Below are 20,736 nucleotides of genomic sequence, written 5' to 3'. Positions count from 1 at the left end.
CGGCGTCTTCCGCCCCGTCGCGCGCGAGCGCCCCGCCCCCACTCGCGAGACGCAGGGGCAGGGCGCTCGTTCACATCAGGTCAGGAACCGGCAAGTCCGCGAAGCACGTACTGCATGATGCCGCCGTTCCGGTAGTAGTCCGCCTCTCCGGGGGTGTCGATGCGGACGACCGCGTCGAACTCCACGCCGGTGTCGGTGGTCACCTTGACCGTGCGCGGCGTCGTGCCCCCGTTGAGTTCGGTGACCCCGGCGATGGAGAAGGTCTCCTCACCGGTCAGGCCCAGGGACCCGGCCGACGTGCCCTCGGGGAACTGCAGCGGGAGGACGCCCATGCCGATGAGGTTCGAGCGGTGGATGCGCTCGTACGACTCGGCGATGACGGCCTTGACGCCGAGGAGCGCGGTGCCCTTGGCGGCCCAGTCGCGGGACGAGCCGGAGCCGTACTCCTTGCCGGCCAGGACGACCAGCGGGATGCCCTGCTCGATGTAGTTGCGGGAGGCGTCGTAGATGAACGACACCGGACCGCCGTCCCGGGTGAAGTCGCGGGTGTAGCCGCCCTCGGTGCCCGGCGCGATCTGGTTGCGCAGGCGGATGTTGGCGAACGTGCCGCGGATCATGACCTCGTGGTTGCCGCGGCGCGAGCCGTAGGAGTTGAAGTCGCGGCGCTCCACTCCGTGCTCGGTGAGGTACGTGCCCGCCGGGGTGTCGGCCTTGATGGCGCCGGCCGGGGAGATGTGGTCGGTGGTGACCGAGTCGCCCAGCTTGGCGAGGACGCGGGCGCCCGCGATGTCGGTGACCGGGGTGGTCTCCATCGTCATGCCCTCGAAGTACGGGGGCTTGCGGACGTAGGTCGACTCGGCGTCCCACTCGAAGGTGTCGCCGGTCGGGATGGGCAGCGCCTGCCACTGCGCGTCGCCGGCGAAGACGTCCTGGTAGGACTTGTTGAACATGTCCTCGCCGATGGCGTTGGCGACGACGTCGTTGACCTCGGCCTCGGAGGGCCAGATGTCCCTGAGGTAGACCGGGTTGCCCTCGGTGTCGGTGCCGAGCGCCTCGCGGGTGATGTCGACCTTCATGGAGCCCGCGATGGCGTAGGCGACGACCAGCGGCGGGGACGCCAGGTAGTTCATCTTGACGTCGGGGTTGATCCGGCCCTCGAAGTTGCGGTTGCCGGAGAGCACGGAGGTGACGGCCAGGTCGTGGTCGTTGACGGCCTTGGAGACCTCGTCCGGCAGCGGGCCGGAGTTGCCGATGCAGGTGGTGCATCCGTAGCCGACGAGGTTGAAGCCGACCTTGTCGAGGTACGGGGTCAGGCCCGCCTTGTCGAAGTAGTCGGTGACGACCTTGGAGCCCGGGGCGAGGGTGGTCTTGACCCAGGGCTTGCGGGTCAAGCCCTTCTCGACCGCCTTCTTGGCCACCAGTGCGGCGGCGACCATGACGTACGGGTTCGAGGTGTTGGTGCAGGAGGTGATCGCGGCGACGGTGACGGCGCCGTGGTCGATCTCGTACGTGGAGCCGTCGGGGGCGGTGACCGGGGTCGGCTTCGAGGGGGAGCCGTTCGGGGAGAGCGCCGGGGCGTCGGAGGCCGGGAAGGACTCCTTGCCCGCCTCTTCGACGTTGTCGACGTAGGCGCGGACGTCCTGCGCGAACTGCTCGGCGGCCTCGGCGAGGACGATGCGGTCCTGCGGGCGCTTCGGGCCGGCGATGGAGGGGACGACCGTGGAGAGGTCCAGCTCCAGCTTCTCGGAGAAGTCGGGCTCGGCGGCCGGGTCCAGCCACAGCCCCTGCTCCTTGGCGTACGCCTCGACCAGCGCGACCTGCTGCTCGCTGCGGCCGGTGAGCTTGAGGTAGTTCAGGGTCTCGTCGTCGATCGGGAAGATCGCGGCGGTGGAGCCGAACTCCGGCGACATGTTGCCGATGGTGGCGCGGTTCGCGAGGGAGGTGGCGGCGACGCCCTCGCCGTAGAACTCGACGAACTTGCCCACGACGCCGTGCGTGCGCAGCATCTCGGTGATCGTGAGGACCAGGTCGGTGGCGGTGGTGCCGGGGCGCAGCTCGCCGGTGAGCTTGAAGCCGACGACGCGCGGGATGAGCATCGAGACGGGCTGGCCGAGCATGGCGGCCTCGGCCTCGATGCCGCCGACGCCCCAGCCGAGCACGCCGAGGCCGTTGACCATGGTGGTGTGCGAGTCGGTGCCGACGAGGGTGTCGGGGTAGGCCTGGCCGCCGCGGACCATGACGGTGCGGGCCAGGTGCTCGATGTTCACCTGGTGGACGATGCCGGTGCCGGGCGGGACGACCTTGAACTCGTCGAACGCGGTCTGGCCCCAGCGCAGGAACTGGTAGCGCTCCCTGTTGCGGCCGTACTCCAGCTCCACGTTCTGGGCGAAGGCGTCCGGGGTGCCGAACCTGTCGGCGATGACGGAGTGGTCGATGACCAGCTCGGCGGGGGCGAGCGGGTTGATCTTCGCCGGGTCGCCGCCGAGCTCCTTGACGGCCTCGCGCATGGTGGCGAGGTCCACGACGCAGGGCACGCCGGTGAAGTCCTGCATGATCACGCGGGCCGGCGTGAACTGGATCTCCTGGCTCGGCTGCGCCTGCGAGTCCCAGCCGCCGAGCGCACGGATGTGGTCGGCGGTGATGTTCGCGCCGTCCTCGGTGCGGAGCAGGTTCTCCAGGAGGACCTTGAGGCTGTAGGGGAGGCGCGCGGAGCCCTCGACCTTGTCCAGCCTGAAGATCTCGTACGACTCGTCGCCCACGCGCAGCGTGCTGCGGGCGTCGAAGCTGTTCGCCGACACGACAGTCTCCTTCATCAATGTGCGCGTACCGACCGCATCCTGCCGCCTGCGACTCCACACCATCCGCTAAGGTAGGACTTAGTTAGGGCACCCTTACTCAGCGGTCCGGCGGAAGGTGGTTGCGGTTCGCCTTCTCCATATATCTCGATGTCGAGATAACTCTAATACATGACCGCCGACGGGTCATGTCCGGAGGTGGTTGATCTCTCGCAGCGAAGGTTGAGGATTCTCAGCGAAGGCTGGTGGCAGCTCGGTATTCTCAGCGAAGGTTGAGTGGCCGTTGCGGCCTGGCTGTCTGGGGAGACGGTGGGGGAAGCGTTACACGCGTACGGCGATCCCGTACTGAGGGCCTTCGAGCTGGACTTCTTCGATAGCGGCCGGCGGCGGCGTGTCGCGTTGGGTGCCGGGTGGAGCGTCAGGTTCGAGGATGTGGCGCCGGTACGTGGGTTCCGCTGGAACAAGGGTGCCCGCAGCTTCGCGGGCTGGTACTACGCGGTGACGACCGGCGGCCATGTGGGCTACGAGTCGTGGCTGGAGCGGGACCGGCTGATTCTGCTGGACTTCGCCCCGGACGTGGTGGGGATCGCCTCCCAGCCGTTCTGGCTGCACTGGCGCGAGGAGGGTGAGGGGCGGCGGCACGCGCCTGACTACTTCGTTCGGCTGGCCGACGGCCGGGCTCGGGTGGTCGATGTCCGTGCCGAGGATCAGGTCGATGAGCGAACCGCGGAGGCGTTCGCCGCGACCGAGCGGGCCTGTTCGGCGGTTGGCTGGGAGTTCGCGCACGTCGGTGTCCCGGATCCGGTGTTCATGGCGAATGTGCGGTGGCTGGCCCGCTATCGGCACGGGCGGTGCGGCCGTGATGCGGATGTCGCCGAGCGTCTGCTGGAGGTCTTCCGGCAGCCGGGCCCGCTGCGGGCGGGGGCCGAGGTGGCGGGGGACGTCCTGCGGGTTCTGCCGGTGCTGTTCCATCTGCTGTGGTCCGGGGCACTTCGGGCTGACCTCGGTGGGGATCTGCTGGGCAGTGGCACTGTGGTGCACACGTCGGATGGGACTGTCATCGGGCCGCCGCAGGAGGGCCGGGGACATGGTCTGTTGCGTCCGAGGCCGGGCACACGCGGTGAGGGGAGCCAGATGCGCAGGCTGTCGAGGCCGGCTGCGGTCGGGGTGGGTGACCGGGTGCGGTTCGCCGGGCGGGTGAGGGCGGTGCTCGCGGTGTCCGCCCGGGCAGTGACGCTGTCTGAGGAGGGCGGCTCGCCGCGGGAGGTTCCGCTGGCGGTGCTGCTGGGTGATGAGAGCTTCGAGGTGCTCGGCAGTCCGGTGCGGATGCCTTTGCCGCCGGTGTCGCTGTTGGAGGCGCTTCCGGAACGCGCGCGGGAGAAGGCCCTGTGGTGGGAGGGGCACATTCTGGAGGTTCTCCACGGCACAGACCCTGATGCGGGTGGGGATGACGGGCCGCGGCCTGAGTACGATCCGGCCCGTCATTCGCTGACCGCGCGCGAGCGAGCGAAGGCGGCCGAGCTGACGGCCGCCGGTTACCGGGTCAGTGTGAGTACGGTCGGCAACTTCCGGCGCCGCTATCAGGCTGAGGGGCTGCTGGGGCTGGCCGACCGTCGCCCGGTGCGCAAGCGGCCTCGCTTCGGGACGGTCGACGACGCGGTGGTCGAGGCCATGCGGAAGGCGATCAAGGAGGTTGAGGACGACTCCACCCGCACCGGGACCTACATCATCTGGCGGACCGGCGAGATCCTGCGGGAGGCGGCCGAGAGTGTCGGGTTGCCGTCGCAGGCGACGCTCTACCGGCTGCTGGCCAAGCTGTCGCAGGGCAATCCCGTCTCGGGGACGGCCCGCAACCGCCGCTCTCGCGCACATGGGGCGAAGGCGCCGTTCGGGCAGTGGACGGTGTTCGCGCCGGGCGAGGTGATGCAGATGGATTCCACCCCGCTGGACGTGCTGGTCCGCCTGGACGACGGAGTGGTCGGGAAGGTCGATCTCACCGGCGTGATCGACGTCGCGACCAGGACGGTGACGGCGGCGGTGCTGCGGCCCAGCACGAAGTCGGTCGACGCGAGCGTGCTGCTGGCCCGCACGCTCACGCCCGAGGTGATGCGGCCGGGCTGGGCGGACGCCCTGCGGATGTCACGCTCGGTGCTGCCCTATCGCCGGCTGCTGGACATCGACGAGCGGCTGGAGCACGCGGCGGCGAGGCCGGTGATCGTGCCGGAGATGATCGTCTGCGATCACGGCATGGTGTTCATCTCCCGCAACTTCAAGGCGTCCTGCCGCTTTCTGGAGATCGACTTCCAGCCTACGCACAAGGCGTCCCCGTTCCAGAAGGGGCACGTGGAGAAGATGCTGGACTCCGTCGGCATAGCCTTCGCGCAGTTCGTCGCCGGCTACACCGGCCGCAGCACCGACCACCGCGGCCGGAACCTGGACAAGCGGCCGCTGTGGTCCCTGCCGGAGTTGCAGGAGCTTCTGGACGAATGGATCGTCGCGAAGTGGCAGAACCGCGAGCACGACGGGCTGCGCGATCCGTTGCACCCGGGCCGGTCGTTCACGCCGAACGAGAAGTACGCCGCGCTGGTCGAGGCCTGCGGCTATGTCTCGGTCGCGCTCAGCGCCGAGGACTACATCGAGTTGCTGCCGTCCGTCTGGCGGGCGGTGAACGACTACGGCATCAAGATCAAGCGCCGCACCTACGATGGCCCCGGTCTGATCCGGCGCCAGCACTCCGGCATGACGGAGAAGAAGGGCCTGTGGGAGATCCACCACGACCCCTACGACATCTCTCGCATCTGGGTACGCAACCACCACGGCGACGGCGAGTGGATCGAAGCCACGTGGAAGCACCTGCGCCACACCCCGGTCCCCTTCGGTGAGCTGGCCTGGGACCACGCCGCCCGGGGCCTGCCCGAGGGCACCGAGGCGGAGATCGCTCAGGCCGCCGCCGCCCTGCTGACCCGCGCCCACGCCGGTCCTGAGGACGCGCAGGCCAAGCCGAAGAAGCGCACCCGCCGCGACAAACAGGTCATCGCCCGCACCAAGGCCGCCCCGCCCGTCCCGATACCTCCGCGGGCACCGCGCACCGCGCCGGAGTCCGAACCCGAGCCGCCGCAGGCGGAGGAGGAAGAACCGCTGGCCAAGGTGATCCCGCTGGGCCTGTTCGATCCGCTCGCCGACCCCTGGAAGAAGCGATGACACAACCGCACAGCCTGCTCAGCCCGTCCGCCGACGGCCCGGACGAGCCGGACCTGCATCTGACGACCCTGCCGGGCTGGCGGGCCTTCGTCGCGGACCAGCCCCTCATACCCCACCTGCTGAGCGACGCCGAACGCGCGGAACTCAGCCCTGCCGAGCTCACCCGCTACGACGAGGACCGGATCGACCACCACACCCGGCTGCTGGTGGTGGCGACCTCGGTCGTCCAGCACACGGTCACCACCGGGCGCCGTCTGGTGCTGCTGAACCGGCACGCGGTCAGCGCCCGCCGCGGGCTGATCGTCTCCGGCCCGGCCGGCACGGGCAAGACCACCGCGATCACCCAGCTCGGACGCTCGCACGAACTCCTCGACCGGGCCCGTCATCCCGGCGTCGGCGACCGAATCCCGGTCGTCTACATCACCGTCCCGCCGGCCGCGACGCCGCGGATGGTGGCGGTGGAGTTCGCCCGGTTCCTCGGCCTGCCCATCCGCACCCGTTCGAACATCACCGACATCCTGGAGTCCGTCTGCGGCGTGCTGACCGACGCCCGGGTCGGCCTGGTCCTCGTCGACGAACTGCACAACATCTCGCTGGCGACCAGGTCGGGAGCCGAGGTCGCCGATACGCTGAAGTACTTCTCCGAGCGCATCCCGGCGACGTTCGTCTATGCCGGGATCAACGTCGAACGCGAGGGCCTGTTCGACGGCACCCGCGGACAGCAGATCGCCGGACGCTTCACCCTGATCCCCACCGCCCCGCTGCCCTACAACACCGAATGGCAGGGCCTGCTCGCCACCCTGGAGGAATCCCTCCGCCTCCACAACCACAAGCCCGGCACCCTCACCGACCTGGACCGATACCTCCACGACCGCACCGACGGCATGATCGGCTCACTCTCCCACCTCATCCGCGGCGCCGCCCTGGACGCGGTCCTGACCGGCAGCGAGGAGATCACCAAGAAGAGCCTGGAGGCGATTCCGCTCGACCACAGCTCCGAGTCATGACCGGCCGGCCGACAGGGCACCAGCGCGCTGACGCGCAGTCGCTGACCCCGCCACCGATGCCGGTCCGTCCACACCTGGGCGAGAACACCGAGAACTACATCCGCCGCCTGGCCCGGGCCAACCACCTCAAGCCCAGCGTCCTGCACAGCGTCGCCTGCGGCCCGCCGAACTGGACCGGCAAACCGCGCCTGGACCGGCTCGCCGTCCTCGCCGGCCGACCGGCCGACCACCTGCAGCGGGCTCTGACCGACAGCTCCACCCCACGTCGGCGCACGACCGTCACAGGCCGGTACGAAACCCTGCCCAAGGGCATCTACCTGCTCTATCGCGCGATCCGCCAGGACGCCGAGAACGGCATGTCCCCGCGCCGACTCGCGGAACGGCACGGCGTCAGCCGGCGCGTCGTCCGCCAGGCCCTGACCGCGTCGCTCCCTCCCGCCCGCCAACGGCCCAACCGCTACCGCAAGACGCCGGTCATCGCCTCCGTCCGTCACCTGGTGAACCCGATGATCAGCACGGACATGAGCGCGAAGGACATCTGGACAGCGCTGATGGACGACCACGGCGTCTCGATCTCCTTCTCCACCCTCAACGCCTACGTCCGCAACCAGCGAACCGGCTACCGCTCGCCCACCCCGCCGATCTGCTGACATGACCGGACACGATGCCCAGCCCGAGCCCACCCGCCCAGCTCCCCGGCAGGTCCGGCCCGTCGCCGGTGAGGGCCTGAATTCCTTCCTCGAGCGCCTCGCCGCCGCCAACCATCTCAAGGTTCGGCACCTGCGGGCCTACCTCCAGGACCCGCCGTCGTCACGACGGGTGTCCTGGACACGTCTGGCCGCCGTGGCCGGTCGTGACCCTTCCGCCCTGCGGGAAATCCTCGAGGGCGCTCGGTGCGTTGAGTGCGGTTCCCTCATGTTCCTCCGTGCGGGCGGCAGCTCACGGCGGACCTGCTCGCACGCGTGCCGGCAGAAGGCCTACCGAAGGCGGAACCCGAGACCACGCGATGAACGCGAGGTGCTCTGTCAGGTTTGCGGCAAGAAGGTGACCGTCTCCGTCCACGAAGAGGCACGCCGCTGGTGTTCACAGCGCTGCCGTCAAAGGGCATACCGCCAACGCCGGAGCGAGAGAGTCGAGGAGATAGCTCTCCCGGAACCGAGCTGCGGCGTCTGCGACACCTCGCTCGGACCCGGCAGTCGAAGACGCTGGTGCTCAAGACGGTGCAGCCACCAGGCATACACACGCCGACGGCTCGAAAGAGGCGAACCTCCCCGGCCTTCGCCACCCCCTGATGCCCCGCCCCGGCTGCAACCGACAGCCTGCGCAGCATGCGCTGGCCCCCTCAAACCGGGCCACAACAACCAGATACGCCTGACGTGCTCAAACTCCTGCCGCAACAAGCTCTACGGGCTCCGCAAGAAGGCGCGACTCCAACAGGTCCCCGACCCCGTCGAAGGTCGGCAGTGGCACAGCGAGGAGGACCAAGGCGATCAGGCGATTCCCCGCCCCACAGCGGCAAAGTAGTGACTCAAAGCGTCATGGGTGTCCGGAGTGAACAGGTTCTCCCGCATCGACCGGAAGAGCTCGGACTCCGACAGCCAGCCGTGCCACATCACCTCATCCGGGTCAGGATTCGGATCGTCGAACAGGACAGCCTCGTGCACGGCAAGCCAATGGGGACTGAGCCCGCTACGGTTCAAGAACTTCACGATGAAGCGGACTGGCGCTCGAACGCCTAGTTCCTCTGCCAGTTCGCGCGCTGCAGCTTCCTCATAGGACTCCCCCTCGGCAACAGCACCGCCGGACGCTACCTCGTAGTGCCCGGGGAACCGAGCGACGTGCTCGGACCGACGTTGCACGAGGATCCGACCTTCCCGGTCCCGGCACACCGTCACGGCGATCCGATGCAACCAGCCATGGCGAACGGCCTCACCCCGGCCGACCACCGCCAAGACCTGGTCTTGTTCGTCAACACGCTCGACCATCTCATCCACGAACCCCGCAGAAGGCTGCCGAGGCACGGCCACAGAGGCGGATACCTGCTGCCGATTGAGCTTCTCCATGACTCGGTCGCGGAGAAGCTCGTACTCTTCACGGAGCCTGCGCCACTCGGTCACGGGCGGGCGGGGAATGACGATGCCGCCAGTGACAGTCTCCTCCGGCCCGAACTGCTCGCGGGTGAGATCGACCTCAATGCCCATGCCCAGGCGGTTCCACCAGTGGTAGTCCACACGCTCTCCGTTGACGTGGACCTCCCCGCGGATCAGCTCCCCTCCCAGCAGGTCATTGAGCACCATGGCGGTCACCCCGCACTGGTCCCGAGCCGGATTCTCCTCGGTCCAGCGCGACCGGAACTCAGGAGTGCACGTCTCGGCACTCCAACTGCTGCGAACGGCTCTTTCGATGTCGGAAAGAAGCAATGGCGTCATGCCCGTGATCCTGCCTGCAAGCACTGACAACGGCCGGAGGCTCTGCCTCGCAAGGCCATCCGCTCAATCTTCGGTGAGAAACGCTTAACCTTCACTGCGACAGGTCAGTGGTGTCCGCTTGTCCGCTGCCATCCATTCGAGGCGTGTGACGGCCACCGCGGTCGTTCCGGCCACCCTGCCGGCGCACCCGGTCACAGAACGAGACGTGCCGGGGGTACCGGGTGGCCGCACCGGTCGGGGCCGATCTCGCGGAGCCGTACGTCGAGCCGTCGCACACGGATGCGGCACGGAAGTGCCGGCCGCGTCCGCTGCCGGACCGCGTGACGGCACGGTTCGAGGACGTGGCCGCGGTGCGGCCGCTTCGCCGGTCGCGTGGTGAGCATCATTTCTCGGACCGGTACCGGGCGGCACGTCTGTTTCGAGTCGCGGCCGGAGCGGGACCGGCTTGCACTGACGGACTTCGATCCCGGGGTGGCGGGGGGCGCCTCGCAGCCGTTCCGGCCGCACCTGCACGACGGCGAGCGTGAGCGTCGGCACACACCGGACTACTTCATACGCCGCACGGATGGCTCGGCGGTGGTCGTCGACATCCGTACCGATGAACGGATCCGGCGACCTCACTTCGGCGACTCCAGAATGCGGTCGAGTGTCCGGCGCCCCATGCTGCTCATCGCCGGATTGCTCTCGACGTAGTACCAGACAAGGCCCATCGCCTGTTCGAAGGCCCATGCCTTGCCGCGCTCCCACTCCAGATCGTCACTGGCCGGTGTCCGCCGGAGCACTTCTCGCGGGCCCGGCCGCAGCAGGTGCCAGGCGCCGACCAGATCCAGCGCGGGGAAGGCCGGACCGAAGCCGCCGGTGTCGAGCACCCCGCCGAGCCGGTCTCCCGTGACCAGTACGTTGCCGGGAATCAAGTCGCCATGGCTCATCACGTCGGGAGCCGTGCGCGGCAACTCTCGAAGGTGGGTCCACAGCCGGCGCAGCCGGGGCACGTCGAGCAGCCCCTCGCTCTCCTCGAAGCACTTCGCCATCCAGTCGTCGTGGTGAGCGAGAACGCCGCCACGGTTCTCGCCGCCGAAACGCCGCCCCCGCGTCCCGGCGTCCCGCAGGGCCGCGATGAAGGCCGCAAGATCCCGGGCGAAAGCGTCCGACCCACTCGGGTCGGCATCGACGGCGACCGTCCCCGGCAGCCATGTCTGGACCGACCACGGCATGGGACAACCCGCACCAGGCGTTCCCAAGGCGACAGGTTCCGGAACGGGGAACCGAGACACCCGTGCCGGCTCCGCGCTCGCCCGGGCTTCCCGTTCCAGAACCGCCAGCGCCTGCGCGGCATCGGTCAGCCGCAGCGGAAGACGCGCGGAGAGGTCGTCCCCGATGCGGAAGACGGCGTGGACCGTCCCGGTAGACGACAGGAGTCGGACCGCCTTGCCAGTCCACTGCGGGAACTGATCCCGGACCGAGGTCGCAACGATGTCGGTGGTCACGTCCACTTGGTCACCGTGCATGGTCAGTCTCGGGGGCCCTTCCACTGGTCCGGTTCGACAACGACGGAAGCAGTCCAGATCAACGGAGCAGGGCCCGCCCACGGCGGCAGCCCAGGGCGCAACCGCGGCGCGGGAGCCGGGGCCGTCCGGGGCGGTGGCCGGGGACGGCCGGGGAGCAGGGGCGGAGTGGCCGGGGGCGACCGGGGAGCAGGGGCGGGGTGGCCACGGGAACGCATGACCACCGGAACGCCGCCGAGACCACCGTCCGGCCGCGCGCGACCCGGAGCGGGCGATGCGGCACCCATCGTGCCCCCGAACGGCCTAGCCCGGTTTGCCCGAGTTGGCCAGGTGATGGAGCATCAAGACCAGGTATCACCCGTTTGGTCCACCCCAATGGAAGCCTCATCTCATATCTGAGATAGCCTTCCCCCATGGCAGACGACTACCTCGTACGCATCGGCAAGCTCATCCGTGACGCCCGTCAACATCGTGGCTGGACGCAGTCGCAGCTCGCCGACGCACTCGGCACCAGCCAGAGCGCCGTCAACCGCATCGAGCGCGGCAATCAGAACATCAGCCTTGAGATGATCGCCCGGATCGGAGAGGCGCTCGACAGCGAGATCGTGTCACTCGGCTACGCCGGTCCCATGCATCTGCGGGTCGTCGGCAGGCGCCGCCTCTCCGGTGCCATCGACGTCAAGACGAGCAAGAACGCCTGCGTCGCACTGCTCTGCGGGTCACTGCTGAACAAGGGCCGCACCGTACTGCGCCGGGTCGCGCGCATCGAGGAGGTCTACCGGCTGCTGGAGGTGCTGCACTCCATCGGCGTCCGCACCCGCTGGATCAACGACGGCACCGACCTCGAGATCGTCCCCCCGGCCCGGCTCGACATGGACGCCATCGACGCGGAGGCCGCGCGCCGGACCCGCTCGATCATCATGTTCCTCGGCCCGCTGCTGCACCGGATGGACCGCTTCCGCCTGCCGTACGCCGGAGGCTGCGACCTCGGCACCCGCACCATCGAGCCGCACATGATCGCGCTGCGCCGCTTCGGCCTGGACATCACCGCGACGGAAGGCCTCTACCACGCGGCCGTCGAGCGCTCGGTCGCCCCCGACCGCCCGATCGTGCTGACCGAGCGCGGCGACACGGTGACCGAGAACGCGCTGCTGGCCGCCGCCCGCCACGACGGCATCACCGTGATCCGCAACGCCTCCTCCAACTACATGGTCCAGGACCTGTGCTTCTTCCTGGAGGCCCTGGGCGTACGGGTCGACGGCATCGGCACGACCACGCTGACCGTCCACGGCGTACCCGAGATCGACGTGGACGTCGACTACTCCCCCTCCGAGGACCCGGTCGAGGCGATGAGCCTGATCGCGGCCGCCGTCGTCACCGAGTCGCAGCTGACGATCCGCCGGGTGCCGATCGAGTTCCTGGAGATCGAACTCGCGGTGCTGGAGGAGATGGGCCTCGACCACGACCGCACCCCCGAGTACACCGCCGACAACGGACGGACCCGGCTGGTGGACCTGACCGTCCGGCCCTCCAAGCTGGAGGCGCCGATCGACAAGATCCACCCGATGCCCTTCCCCGGCCTCAACATCGACAACGTGCCGTTCTTCGCGGCGATCGCGGCCGTGGCCCAGGGGCAGACCCTCATCCACGACTGGGTCTACGACAACCGCGCCATCTACCTCACCGACCTCAACCGCCTCGGCGGCCGGCTCCAGCTCCTCGACCCGCACCGCGTCCTCGTCGAGGGCCCCACCCGCTGGCGGGCCGCCGAGATGATGTGCCCGCCGGCGCTGCGTCCGGCCGTGGTGGTCCTGCTCGCGATGATGGCGGCCGAGGGCACCTCGGTGCTGCGCAACGTCTATGTCATCAACCGCGGTTACGAGGAGCTGGCGGAGCGCCTCAACTCGGTCGGCGCGCAGATCGAGATCTTCCGCGACATCTGAAAGCCGTCGGAATCAACGCCGTTACACCCCTCCTGATCTGCATTCATGCGAGCCAGGAGGGGGTTCGGCTTCGCCTGTGGGACTGCTCAGGGACTCTTGGGCCGAGTCAGGAGGCTGTCGGCCTCAGGGGCTGGGGGACGGATTGCCCGGCACTACACACGTGATGGGCCACAGGCAGGGCGTCGGCCTGAACAACGTATGGACGAGGAGAAGGGGGGCCGGGTGGTCGACTCACTGCCTTACGGTCACACTCATGCACCCTCCACGAGCCCATCTCACTGCGGAAGCAAGCTCGCGCATCATGAACCTTGCCGCTGCCCTGCAGTCACGATGGAGGCGTGTCCCCCACGGGTGCGGGTACGCGCAGTGCGGGAGCGCGTTTCCCTTCCCCGTGCTCAGGTGTCCAGATGGTCCACGAAGATACCGATGAGGATGCGACCGCTGAGGCGGGGTTCGGGGAGACTGAAGTGGACGCGGTTGCGGTGCCGTTCCTTCTTGCCGTGCCACTCGCAGCGGTAGGTCTCGCCCTCGTGGTCGACGTCGCGCTGCTTCATGATTCCGGGCTTGGAGCGAGTGTTGGGGCTCTCGGGGGACAGGTCCAGGCCGAAACGACCCAGTTCGGCCTGCACCTGATGCGGCTGCCCCGAGTGCAGGGCCAGGGCCTCGGCGAAGTGGTCGTGCACCACACCCAGGAGCCGCACGACCCAGTCACGCATCTCCGCGTAGGAGCCGTCGAATTTGCGGAAGGAGAGGGAGTCTGCGAAGACCAGTTCCGGGAAGCTCCGGCGGGCACGGTCGAAGAAGCCCTGCTCCGCTATGTCCTCCCGCCTGAAAAGAGAACGCCAGAACTCGGACAGCGCGGGCGCCTCGACGAGGTGGAAGACATCCTCGGCCACCGGCTCGTCGGTCGTCCCGTCGCTCGCGGAGAGCGGGAGCCAGCCGCGGCGGTCCCGGACGGGGAAGACCAGGCAGGCAACGTGGTGCCTCCGCCGCGTCCGCCACCAGGCGTAGCAGAGGGACCAGGCAAGGTCATGGGCGGTGCCCGCCACTTCGACCCGGTCGGGCAGGCCGGGAAGATCCGTGTCCCAGGTGGGGCAGCGGTCCATGAGACGGACCATTCTCAGTCGCGCGTCACGTCCGGCGCGCGGCGTCTCCCCCTCGTACAGGACGTCGTAGAGCTTCCGGTCGTCCGCGCACTCCGCCTCCACCCACCACGGCGAGACGGCGACCGGATGCTGTTCGGATAACTCCTCCAGGGTGTCGCTGAAATCGTCCAGCAGGTCGGTCAACCGCTCCTCCGTCAGCCCCCTGAAGTCGAAGGACGACTCGTCCACGACGATCCGGTAGGACTCACCGTTCCCTGCGCCTGGCACGCGCCAGCCTCCCCAAGTCCTGTTCGATCTGGTCGAAGAAGCCTCGCGGCCACTCGGTCAGTTCGCCCTTCGCGGTGAACTCGATGGGCACGGAACCGGCTTCCTCCTCGCCGAAGTAGTGCACGATCGCGTCCTCGGGCCGCAGGATCCGTTCCTCCGCCACGGCCAGTCGCGCCCCGTTGAGGACGTGGTCGCTGTGCGTCTCTACGACCACCTGCGCGCCGGCCCCGGCGACCCGGGCGAGGAAGCCGCCCAGCTTGGACTGGCCGCCGGGGTGGAGATGCGCCTCCGGGTTCTCGACGATCAGCAGGTCCCCCGGACCGGTGAGAAGGCCGGCGACGATCACGGGCAGGGCGTAGGAGAATCCGAAGCCCATGTTGGCCGGGCGGATCGGCTCGCTCAGCAGGCCCGGTTCCTGGAAGCGGATGGTGCTCGCCGTGATGCCGGGCGGCCACTGTGCGGTGATCTTAATGGGGCGGATGATGTCGGAGGCCCAGGTTTCCACCTGCGTACGCAGGGTGGTGACGTTGTGGGTGTTACGGGTCGTCGGGTGGAGCAAGGGCTCACCCACCACCCGGGTCTCGTGCAGGGCGAGTACCTGCGCGGTGTACTCCCCCCGCACGCCGACTCCGAGCAGGTCGGGATGCTCCGCAGAGACGCCCAGCTGGTCGCGGGGGCCGAGGCGCTCGGCGCACAGGTAGGTGAACGCGCTGCCCCTGCCGCACAGTTCCGCGGGCGGGGACTCGCTGTTCTCGGCCACCCTCAGGTAGAGGGCCTGCTCGTCGGGGACCGTGAAGCGGTGCAGGCCGGGTACCTCGGCTCCGTCGCCCGCGATCTCGATCTCGATGGTGGAGTCGGGGGCGTCCGGGTGCAGCACCTCGTGTGCTTCGCCCAGGGCGAGTCCGTAGGGGCCATTGAGCTGGACCACTCGACCGGCCGGCGCGTCCGCGAGCTGGCGGGCCAGCAGCAGGCTCTGGACGGTGGTGCTCTTCCCCGTTCCGTTGAGTCCGGTGAGCACGGTGAGGGGGCGCAGGGCGAAGGAGGCGTCGGCGAAGCGTTTGAAGTACCGGACGCGCAGGGAGGTGATCACCCACCGGCCTCCGTGACCTGGGCGGTGACATCGAAACGGAGCATCACCCGGCGGACGTCGCCCGTGGAGGAGGTGATGGCCTCCAGGTACGGGTAGTCGTTCGTCATCAGGAAGCGTGCGGCCTCAACGATCGCTTCGCGGCGCTGTTCGAGGTCCGTGGCCTCGTACCGGGCGAGGGCGATCGACCATGCCTCGAAGAGCGCCCGGTTGATCGGGTTCCGGCCGGACAACTCGAGCGGCCACTTGCGGAACGCCTGATCGCCGAAGACCAAGCGGGCGTTCACCATGGCCTTGCGGAAATCGGCCATGAGCGCGTCGACCGTGGCGTCCCCCTCCTCCGTACGGTCCAGCACCGTGGTGGTGTGCTGGAGGAAGGGGTCCATCGCGGCGTACTTCGCGTAACCCTTCGTACCCATCAACCAGAAAGCGGCGAAACGCAGGGCCATCTCCCGGTCGTTCATCCGGATGTGGCCGCCCATGTTGTCGGTCGCCGCGTTGAACTCCGCCGTGGAGGTCATCTCCCGCAGGACGGTCCGACTGCGGCCTTTGCTCATGCAGTGCCGGATCTCCTGCGCGTTCAGGGGCGTGCCGCCCGTGTTGATGCGCTTGAAGATGTCGTACATGACGTCCGGCGGAGTCGTCGGGTCGATGACGTTGGTGACGATCTGGGTGTTGTAGATGCGCCGCTTCCACGGAGCGGGGAGGTCCTCGAAACGCTTTCCCTCCACCGTGCCCTGCAGGTACTCGAGTCCCTTGAGCGGGAACCCTCGTTCCTCTCCCCCGCGTACGAAGTCGTGGATGGTCGACAGGCGCTGGAGGCCGTCGACCACGCGCATGAGCCCGTCGGTGTCCTCGGCGAAGTAGAAGGCGGGGAGCGGGATCTGCAGGAGCACGGATTCGATGAGCCGCGACTTCTGCCTGGGTTTCCACACCCGGCCGCGCTGGAAGTCCGGGGCCAGCTCCAGCGATCCGTCCTCGATCATGTCCAGGGCGTTGCGCAGCGAGAACTGCTTGGTGTTGACCCGGATCTGCTCCGGGTTCCACGGCCTGTCGATCTCCGGGGGCGCGTCCTCGGCCTCGGTCTCCGCCTCGACCCCGGTGCCCGTGTCGAGGAAGTGCTCCTCCGTGATCTTCGGCGGCTGGGGGGTGTCCGGGGTCGTCATGAGGGGATCGTATCCGGGCGACCGGCAGCCGAGGGCCTCCCTTGTCCGGGCCGGACCGGGGATCCGTCCGACCTGCCTCACTCCCTCACTCGCCACCCACCACCGTGTCCCCGTCGAACCGCAGCGACGTGATCCGCGACTCGCCGACCCACTCCCGGAGGGTGTCCAGTGAGGCGGGCTGGAGTTTCGTGGTGAAGAGGATGGCCAGGTGCTCTCTGGCTCGTGAGCATGCCACGTAGAAGAGGTTGCGTGCCCTGATGAACGCCTCCAGTTCCTTGTCCACCAGTTCGTCGCGCCGGGAGAAGTTGGCCAGCATCTCGGGGATCTGGAAGCGGGAGTGTCCCTTGCTGACCACGGCGAGGACCCGGTTGAACTCCAGTCCCTTGACTCCGTGTTGTGTGGCGAAGGGCGTGCCGCCGCCGAGGTGTTCGTTCAACGCCAGCAACTCCGCGTACGGCACCTTGCGCAGTTGTTGGTACTCCTTCGTCCGGGCCGCGGCCCGGGCTTCGGCCTTGTCGTCACTCATAGCCTGCGGGTCGGTGCCGGATGGTGACACGGCCTTACGGTGACGCTCGCGTACCTTCCCCAGGCCGTCGAAGAGCTGCTGCTCAAGACAGAGGTCGAGGACGTCGCCGACCGTGCCCGTCTTACGGGCCTCCCCCAGTTTCGTCAGGAACACCATCCATTCCTGCTTGTCAGCCGACGAGTTGATGGGTGGACGACCACGTGGGTCGAGTGCGTCGAACATCGCGCCGTAGCGCTTGTTCCGGTGGTGGAGCAGTGCCGGTTCCAGCGTATCCATGAAGAAGGCCATGGCGTGGTCCTCCTTCTTCACGTAGGAATCGTTGCGTCGAAATGCCCCGTGAAGCTTCTGATAGCCCAGCTCGCCGGCGATCGTCTCGTGCGTGAGCATGAGGATCTTCGTGCTGGGCTCTTCCGCTCCCCCCTGCTCATCGGGCCCGGATGCCCCGGTGCTCCAGAACCGGTCGCGGACGTCGTCAAGTACCCACCTCCGGGCTGCGTGGGCCGCGTTCCAGCCGATTTGGCCCTTCCGGTGGTGGGTGAGCCTCGTCCCGGCCCACTCGTTGGTGTGATAGATGGCGACGGTGCCCTCGCCCGCTTCTGGCGCCGTGGTCTGTGTCAGTTCGGGACGCATCGTGTTCAGGAAATTCACGACGGCGCGCTGCGAACGGCGGTTGCGCCGTCTGAAGACCTGTACCGGGCGTGTGTCCTCGAGTGCCCCGCACGCGTTCTCGTAGATCTGCTGCCAGTGGTCCCCGAAGAAGCCGCACAGGGGGCCGCGCGAGGTGGCCTCATCGTCCGGAGCTCCCAGCATGGCCTCCGCCAGGCCGTCGGGGGTGTCCTGGTACTCGTCCACGAAGACGATCGGGAACCGGTCGGCGGCCAGGGCCCGGAATTTGGGAAGAGCGAAGAACGCCCTCGCGAGGACAGGCAGGTCGTTGTGCCCCAGCCGCACCTGACGGGTGTCGTGGTCCACTTTCTGGAAGCCGGTGCTGTACTCGACGGTGTAGCCGTCCAGCGAGGTACGGCCCTCCATCTTCGACGGCATGAGGTCCAGCTCGACGATGTGGCGTAGCAGGTGCTTACGGAAAGGGGAGAGCAACTGCCACAGGAAGCCGTGGATGGTCTCGGCGAACACGTAAGGACTGCGGTCGGTACGGCTGATGATTTCGTCGCGGGCCACATTGGTGTAGGTGACGCACGCGACGCGCTGGTGGGGCCGCGGGAGGTAGCGGGCGCGGTCGGCCAGGATGCTCCGGAGCGCCTCGATCAGTGAGCTGGTCTTGCCCGCTCCGGCGCCGGCCTCCACCTTGAAGTGACGGCCCTCCCGGAGGGCCGTCAGGATCGTGCGCGTGACGTCTTCCGCCTCGGTCGTCACTCGTCGTCCGCCTTCGTCGCCGTCCCGTCCTGTGCCATGAGCCACTCGAGGCCGCGCCTGATGTACTTCGGGACCTCCCAGTCGCGCTCTCCGAGGACGTAGTCGAGGGCGAAGTCGACCTTGCTGCGCCTGCTCTCCACGCTGCTACGGGCCTGTTTCTCCAGTTCCCCGGCGGGAGCGTCACCTGCGGAGATGCCGAACAGGGACCGGTTGGCCAGTGCGAAGGCGTCCTCGAAGGTGCGGCCGCACGGACCGCCGGGCTTCTCCGGCACCTGGTAGGCGAGGCACATGCTGCCGCCGGAGATCGGTGGGTCCGTATCGGCCAGCTGCAGCAGCTCGGCCACCGTGATGTCGGCCATCTCGGGGGACCACGCCCTGATGGACTGGTTGGACGTGCGTCCGGATTCGGACACCAGACATTTGCGGCTCTTGGGCTCCCTGTCGTCGACGGAATCAAGATCCGTGATGATCAGGGCTGGAATCCCGAGGACCTTCAGCAGCGGATAGAACCTGTGGGCATGCGCCCCTCCGACCTCCATCAAGGTCACGTACTGGTGCTGGGGCGTCTCTCCGGACCTCCTCGCCGCCAGCTTCTCCTCCGCAGCCGGGACGAAGATACGCTCGCTGGCGCCCTCGACGAGGATAACCTTGTCCGCGAAGTAGAGGTCGGCCCGGGTGAGGGTCAGGTATTTGCGGAGAAACCTGTTGTCGCCGGTCACCTGGGACAGGTCCTTGATGACGGTGCGGGCCGCCCCCGGCTCGCTTCCGCTCTCCACGGTGTCCTCCTCCTTCCGGAAGTACCGGATGTCGGAGAAGTGTCCCCGGTTGGCCACGTGTGCCGAGTGGGTGGTCACCACGAACTGAGCGTTCCACCGGGGGCTGCTGTCGATTGCGGTGCCGCTCTCCTCGACCGCTCCCTCTTGCCCGGGCATCGTCGCTCTCATCTCCGCGTCGATCCGAGGGAACAGATTGACGGAGTACGTGAGTCGCTGGATGAACGCTTCCTGCATCTGCGGATGCAGATGGGCCTCCGGTTCCTCCAGGAAGACGAGATGGATCCCCGACTCCGGAGAGGTCGCCATGTGGTCGCGGTAGCAGGTGAAGAGCCTGAGCAGAATCATCACCAAGTTCCGCGTACCGAGGCCGTTGTACGACTCCGGGAACCGCACACCGGCCACTCCCGGATAGTGAATGCGCGCGAAGTTCCTGAGCAGCCTCTTGGAGTCCAGCCGGGCGGCCGTGACGAACTCCTGGTTGGCCAGACCCGGATAGCCGAATGCCTTCAACGTCGGCGCCACCCGTTCGCGGACCTCTTGGAGGCTGCTGTCGAGACTGCCGGAGGTGTCCACGAGTGTCCTGTCGATGTTCGCGGCGAGCTCCTCCAGCCACGTCGCGTTCTGACTCTTCTCCGCCGCGGTCAGCAGTTGCTCGAAGACCGCTCCGATTGGTGCGGCATGCCCGTCGCTCTCGTCGTCCAGCCCTCGCTGCGCCTCGACGAAGTCCACCCTCACCAGGGTGCGCACGTCCGCGAGGTCGACCGGTCGGACGTTCGCCTCATCGGTCGGGTCGACCGCCATCACCGACATCTCGAAGTGCTTCGGGATACCCCTGCCCAGCTGCTCAAGCGTGGCCGTGGCATCCGGTCCCACCGGCACGCCGCCGAAGAACTCCGTCAGGGCACCGTCCCCCAACGCGAAGGCGAACCTGATCACCACCTCGGAGCAGTCGGGGTCAAGGTCCACCACGAAGGGGGCCAGGGGTCCGTACTGGCCGCAGTCCTTGTCGTAGGCGATGTGGAGGGTGAGGGTGACTGCCGGAATCGTGTCGCGCGCCTGCTCCGCCTCACCCGAGGCGAAGAGGCGATGGGCGGCGAGGAACTCCTCATAGCAGTCGGCGGAGAAGTCCTCGATGCGCAGCCCGGCCTTCTTCCTCGCCACGAAGAATTCGAACAGTTTTGCCAGCGAGGTCTTTCCCGTGTTGTTGCGGCCGACGCACAGTGTCACCTTGTCCGTGAAGGAAAGCTCGGTTCTGCGGAGCAGCCGGAAGTTGCGGATGACCGCTTTGGTGAGCCGAGGCGGCACCGGGGCCACGGGCCCCTGTGGTTCGGCGGAGCCGTCTCGCGGTCCTGGGATGACAAGCGGTGCACTGCTCTGGATCATCGCGGCTCCTTGCTGCGCTCGTACACACCCTGGACGTCTTGGGGCACACGCGGCAAAGAGAGCCTCAAACCCCCATGCGATGCCATTGGCCCCTCAGCATCCGAGGCCGCATCTTGTCACCATAAGCCTCTAAATGCACAACGATCGCATTTAACTCAACTTCGATCACCT

Annotated in this window: 12 protein-coding genes and 1 pseudogene; 4 read left to right on the top strand and 9 right to left on the bottom strand. The window is 68.0% G+C overall.

The window, feature by feature from the left end:
* Positions 1–80 precede the first annotated feature (80 nt).
* Positions 81–2,798 carry an aconitate hydratase AcnA gene (acnA, locus tag DDQ41_RS25970; RefSeq protein ID WP_109296629.1) on the bottom strand — a complete coding sequence of 906 codons (2,718 nt, stop codon included), beginning with the start codon at positions 2,796–2,798 and terminating at the stop codon, positions 81–83.
* Positions 2,799–3,071: 273 nt separating this feature from the next.
* On the opposite strand from acnA, the gene DDQ41_RS25965 reads away from it, so the two are divergent.
* Genes DDQ41_RS25965 through DDQ41_RS25955 form a run of 3 tightly spaced genes read left to right on the top strand, consistent with a single transcriptional unit; the run spans position 3,072 to position 7,653 of the window.
* Entirely contained in the window at positions 3,072–5,996 is a 2,925-nt protein-coding gene (locus tag DDQ41_RS25965) for a TnsA-like heteromeric transposase endonuclease subunit (RefSeq protein WP_109296628.1), read from the top strand.
* The gene (locus DDQ41_RS25960; RefSeq protein WP_109296627.1) at positions 5,993–7,003 is read left to right on the top strand and encodes a TniB family NTP-binding protein; all 1,011 of its coding nucleotides are present in this window, start codon (positions 5,993–5,995) and stop codon (positions 7,001–7,003) included. Before DDQ41_RS25965 ends, DDQ41_RS25960 begins: the two co-directional genes overlap by 4 nt.
* Positions 7,004–7,059: 56 nt before the next feature.
* The gene (locus DDQ41_RS25955; protein ID WP_109296626.1) at positions 7,060–7,653 is read left to right on the top strand and encodes a hypothetical protein; all 594 of its coding nucleotides are present in this window, start codon (positions 7,060–7,062) and stop codon (positions 7,651–7,653) included.
* A gap of 840 nt (positions 7,654–8,493) precedes the next feature.
* On the opposite strand, the gene DDQ41_RS25945 is transcribed toward DDQ41_RS25955, so the two are convergent.
* The 3 genes and pseudogenes from DDQ41_RS25945 to DDQ41_RS25935 all read right to left on the bottom strand — a co-directional run bounded on the left by DDQ41_RS25945 (position 8,494) and on the right by DDQ41_RS25935 (position 10,940).
* Positions 8,494–8,988 carry an NUDIX domain-containing protein gene (locus tag DDQ41_RS25945; RefSeq protein ID WP_262508686.1) on the bottom strand — a complete coding sequence of 165 codons (495 nt, stop codon included), beginning with the start codon at positions 8,986–8,988 and terminating at the stop codon, positions 8,494–8,496.
* A 60-nt stretch (positions 8,989–9,048) separates the two neighbouring features.
* A pseudogene (locus tag DDQ41_RS33255) lies at positions 9,049–9,432 on the bottom strand (YunG family protein); the annotation flags it as partial.
* A 617-nt stretch (positions 9,433–10,049) separates the two neighbouring features.
* Positions 10,050–10,940, bottom strand: coding sequence for an aminoglycoside phosphotransferase family protein (locus DDQ41_RS25935; protein ID WP_109296624.1), 891 nt, complete (start codon positions 10,938–10,940; stop codon positions 10,050–10,052).
* Positions 10,941–11,350: 410 nt separating this feature from the next.
* On the opposite strand from DDQ41_RS25935, the gene DDQ41_RS25930 reads away from it, so the two are divergent.
* Positions 11,351–12,880, top strand: a complete 1,530-nt coding sequence (locus DDQ41_RS25930) for a helix-turn-helix domain-containing protein (RefSeq protein ID WP_109296623.1) — start codon at positions 11,351–11,353, stop codon at positions 12,878–12,880.
* 395 nt (positions 12,881–13,275) lie between these two features.
* Here DDQ41_RS25930 and DDQ41_RS25925 read toward each other — a convergent pair whose 3' ends face one another.
* From DDQ41_RS25925 to DDQ41_RS25905, 5 genes are all read right to left on the bottom strand, one after another.
* Positions 13,276–14,253, bottom strand: a complete 978-nt coding sequence (locus DDQ41_RS25925) for a hypothetical protein (RefSeq protein WP_109296622.1) — start codon at positions 14,251–14,253, stop codon at positions 13,276–13,278.
* Positions 14,231–15,343 carry a DUF3696 domain-containing protein gene (locus DDQ41_RS25920; RefSeq protein ID WP_109296621.1) on the bottom strand — a complete coding sequence of 371 codons (1,113 nt, stop codon included), beginning with the start codon at positions 15,341–15,343 and terminating at the stop codon, positions 14,231–14,233. Before DDQ41_RS25920 ends, DDQ41_RS25925 begins: the two co-directional genes overlap by 23 nt.
* Positions 15,340–16,506 (bottom strand): DUF262 domain-containing protein, encoded by a 1,167-nt coding sequence (locus DDQ41_RS25915; protein WP_109296620.1) that lies wholly within the window; start codon positions 16,504–16,506, stop codon positions 15,340–15,342. The genes DDQ41_RS25920 and DDQ41_RS25915 overlap by 4 nt, the downstream gene beginning before the upstream one ends.
* 85 nt (positions 16,507–16,591) lie before the next feature.
* Positions 16,592–18,406, bottom strand: a complete 1,815-nt coding sequence (locus tag DDQ41_RS25910; protein ID WP_162602741.1) for a UvrD-helicase domain-containing protein — start codon at positions 18,404–18,406, stop codon at positions 16,592–16,594.
* Positions 18,403–20,565 carry an ATP-dependent nuclease gene (locus DDQ41_RS25905; RefSeq protein WP_109296618.1) on the bottom strand — a complete coding sequence of 721 codons (2,163 nt, stop codon included), beginning with the start codon at positions 20,563–20,565 and terminating at the stop codon, positions 18,403–18,405. Before DDQ41_RS25905 ends, DDQ41_RS25910 begins: the two co-directional genes overlap by 4 nt.
* Positions 20,566–20,736 lie beyond the last annotated feature (171 nt).

This window comes from Streptomyces spongiicola (genome assembly GCF_003122365.1).
Classification (GTDB): Bacteria; Actinomycetota; Actinomycetes; order Streptomycetales; family Streptomycetaceae; genus Streptomyces; species Streptomyces spongiicola.
The sequence above is the reverse complement of the archived record's forward strand: the minus strand, read 5'-3'. Positions and strand labels throughout refer to the sequence as shown.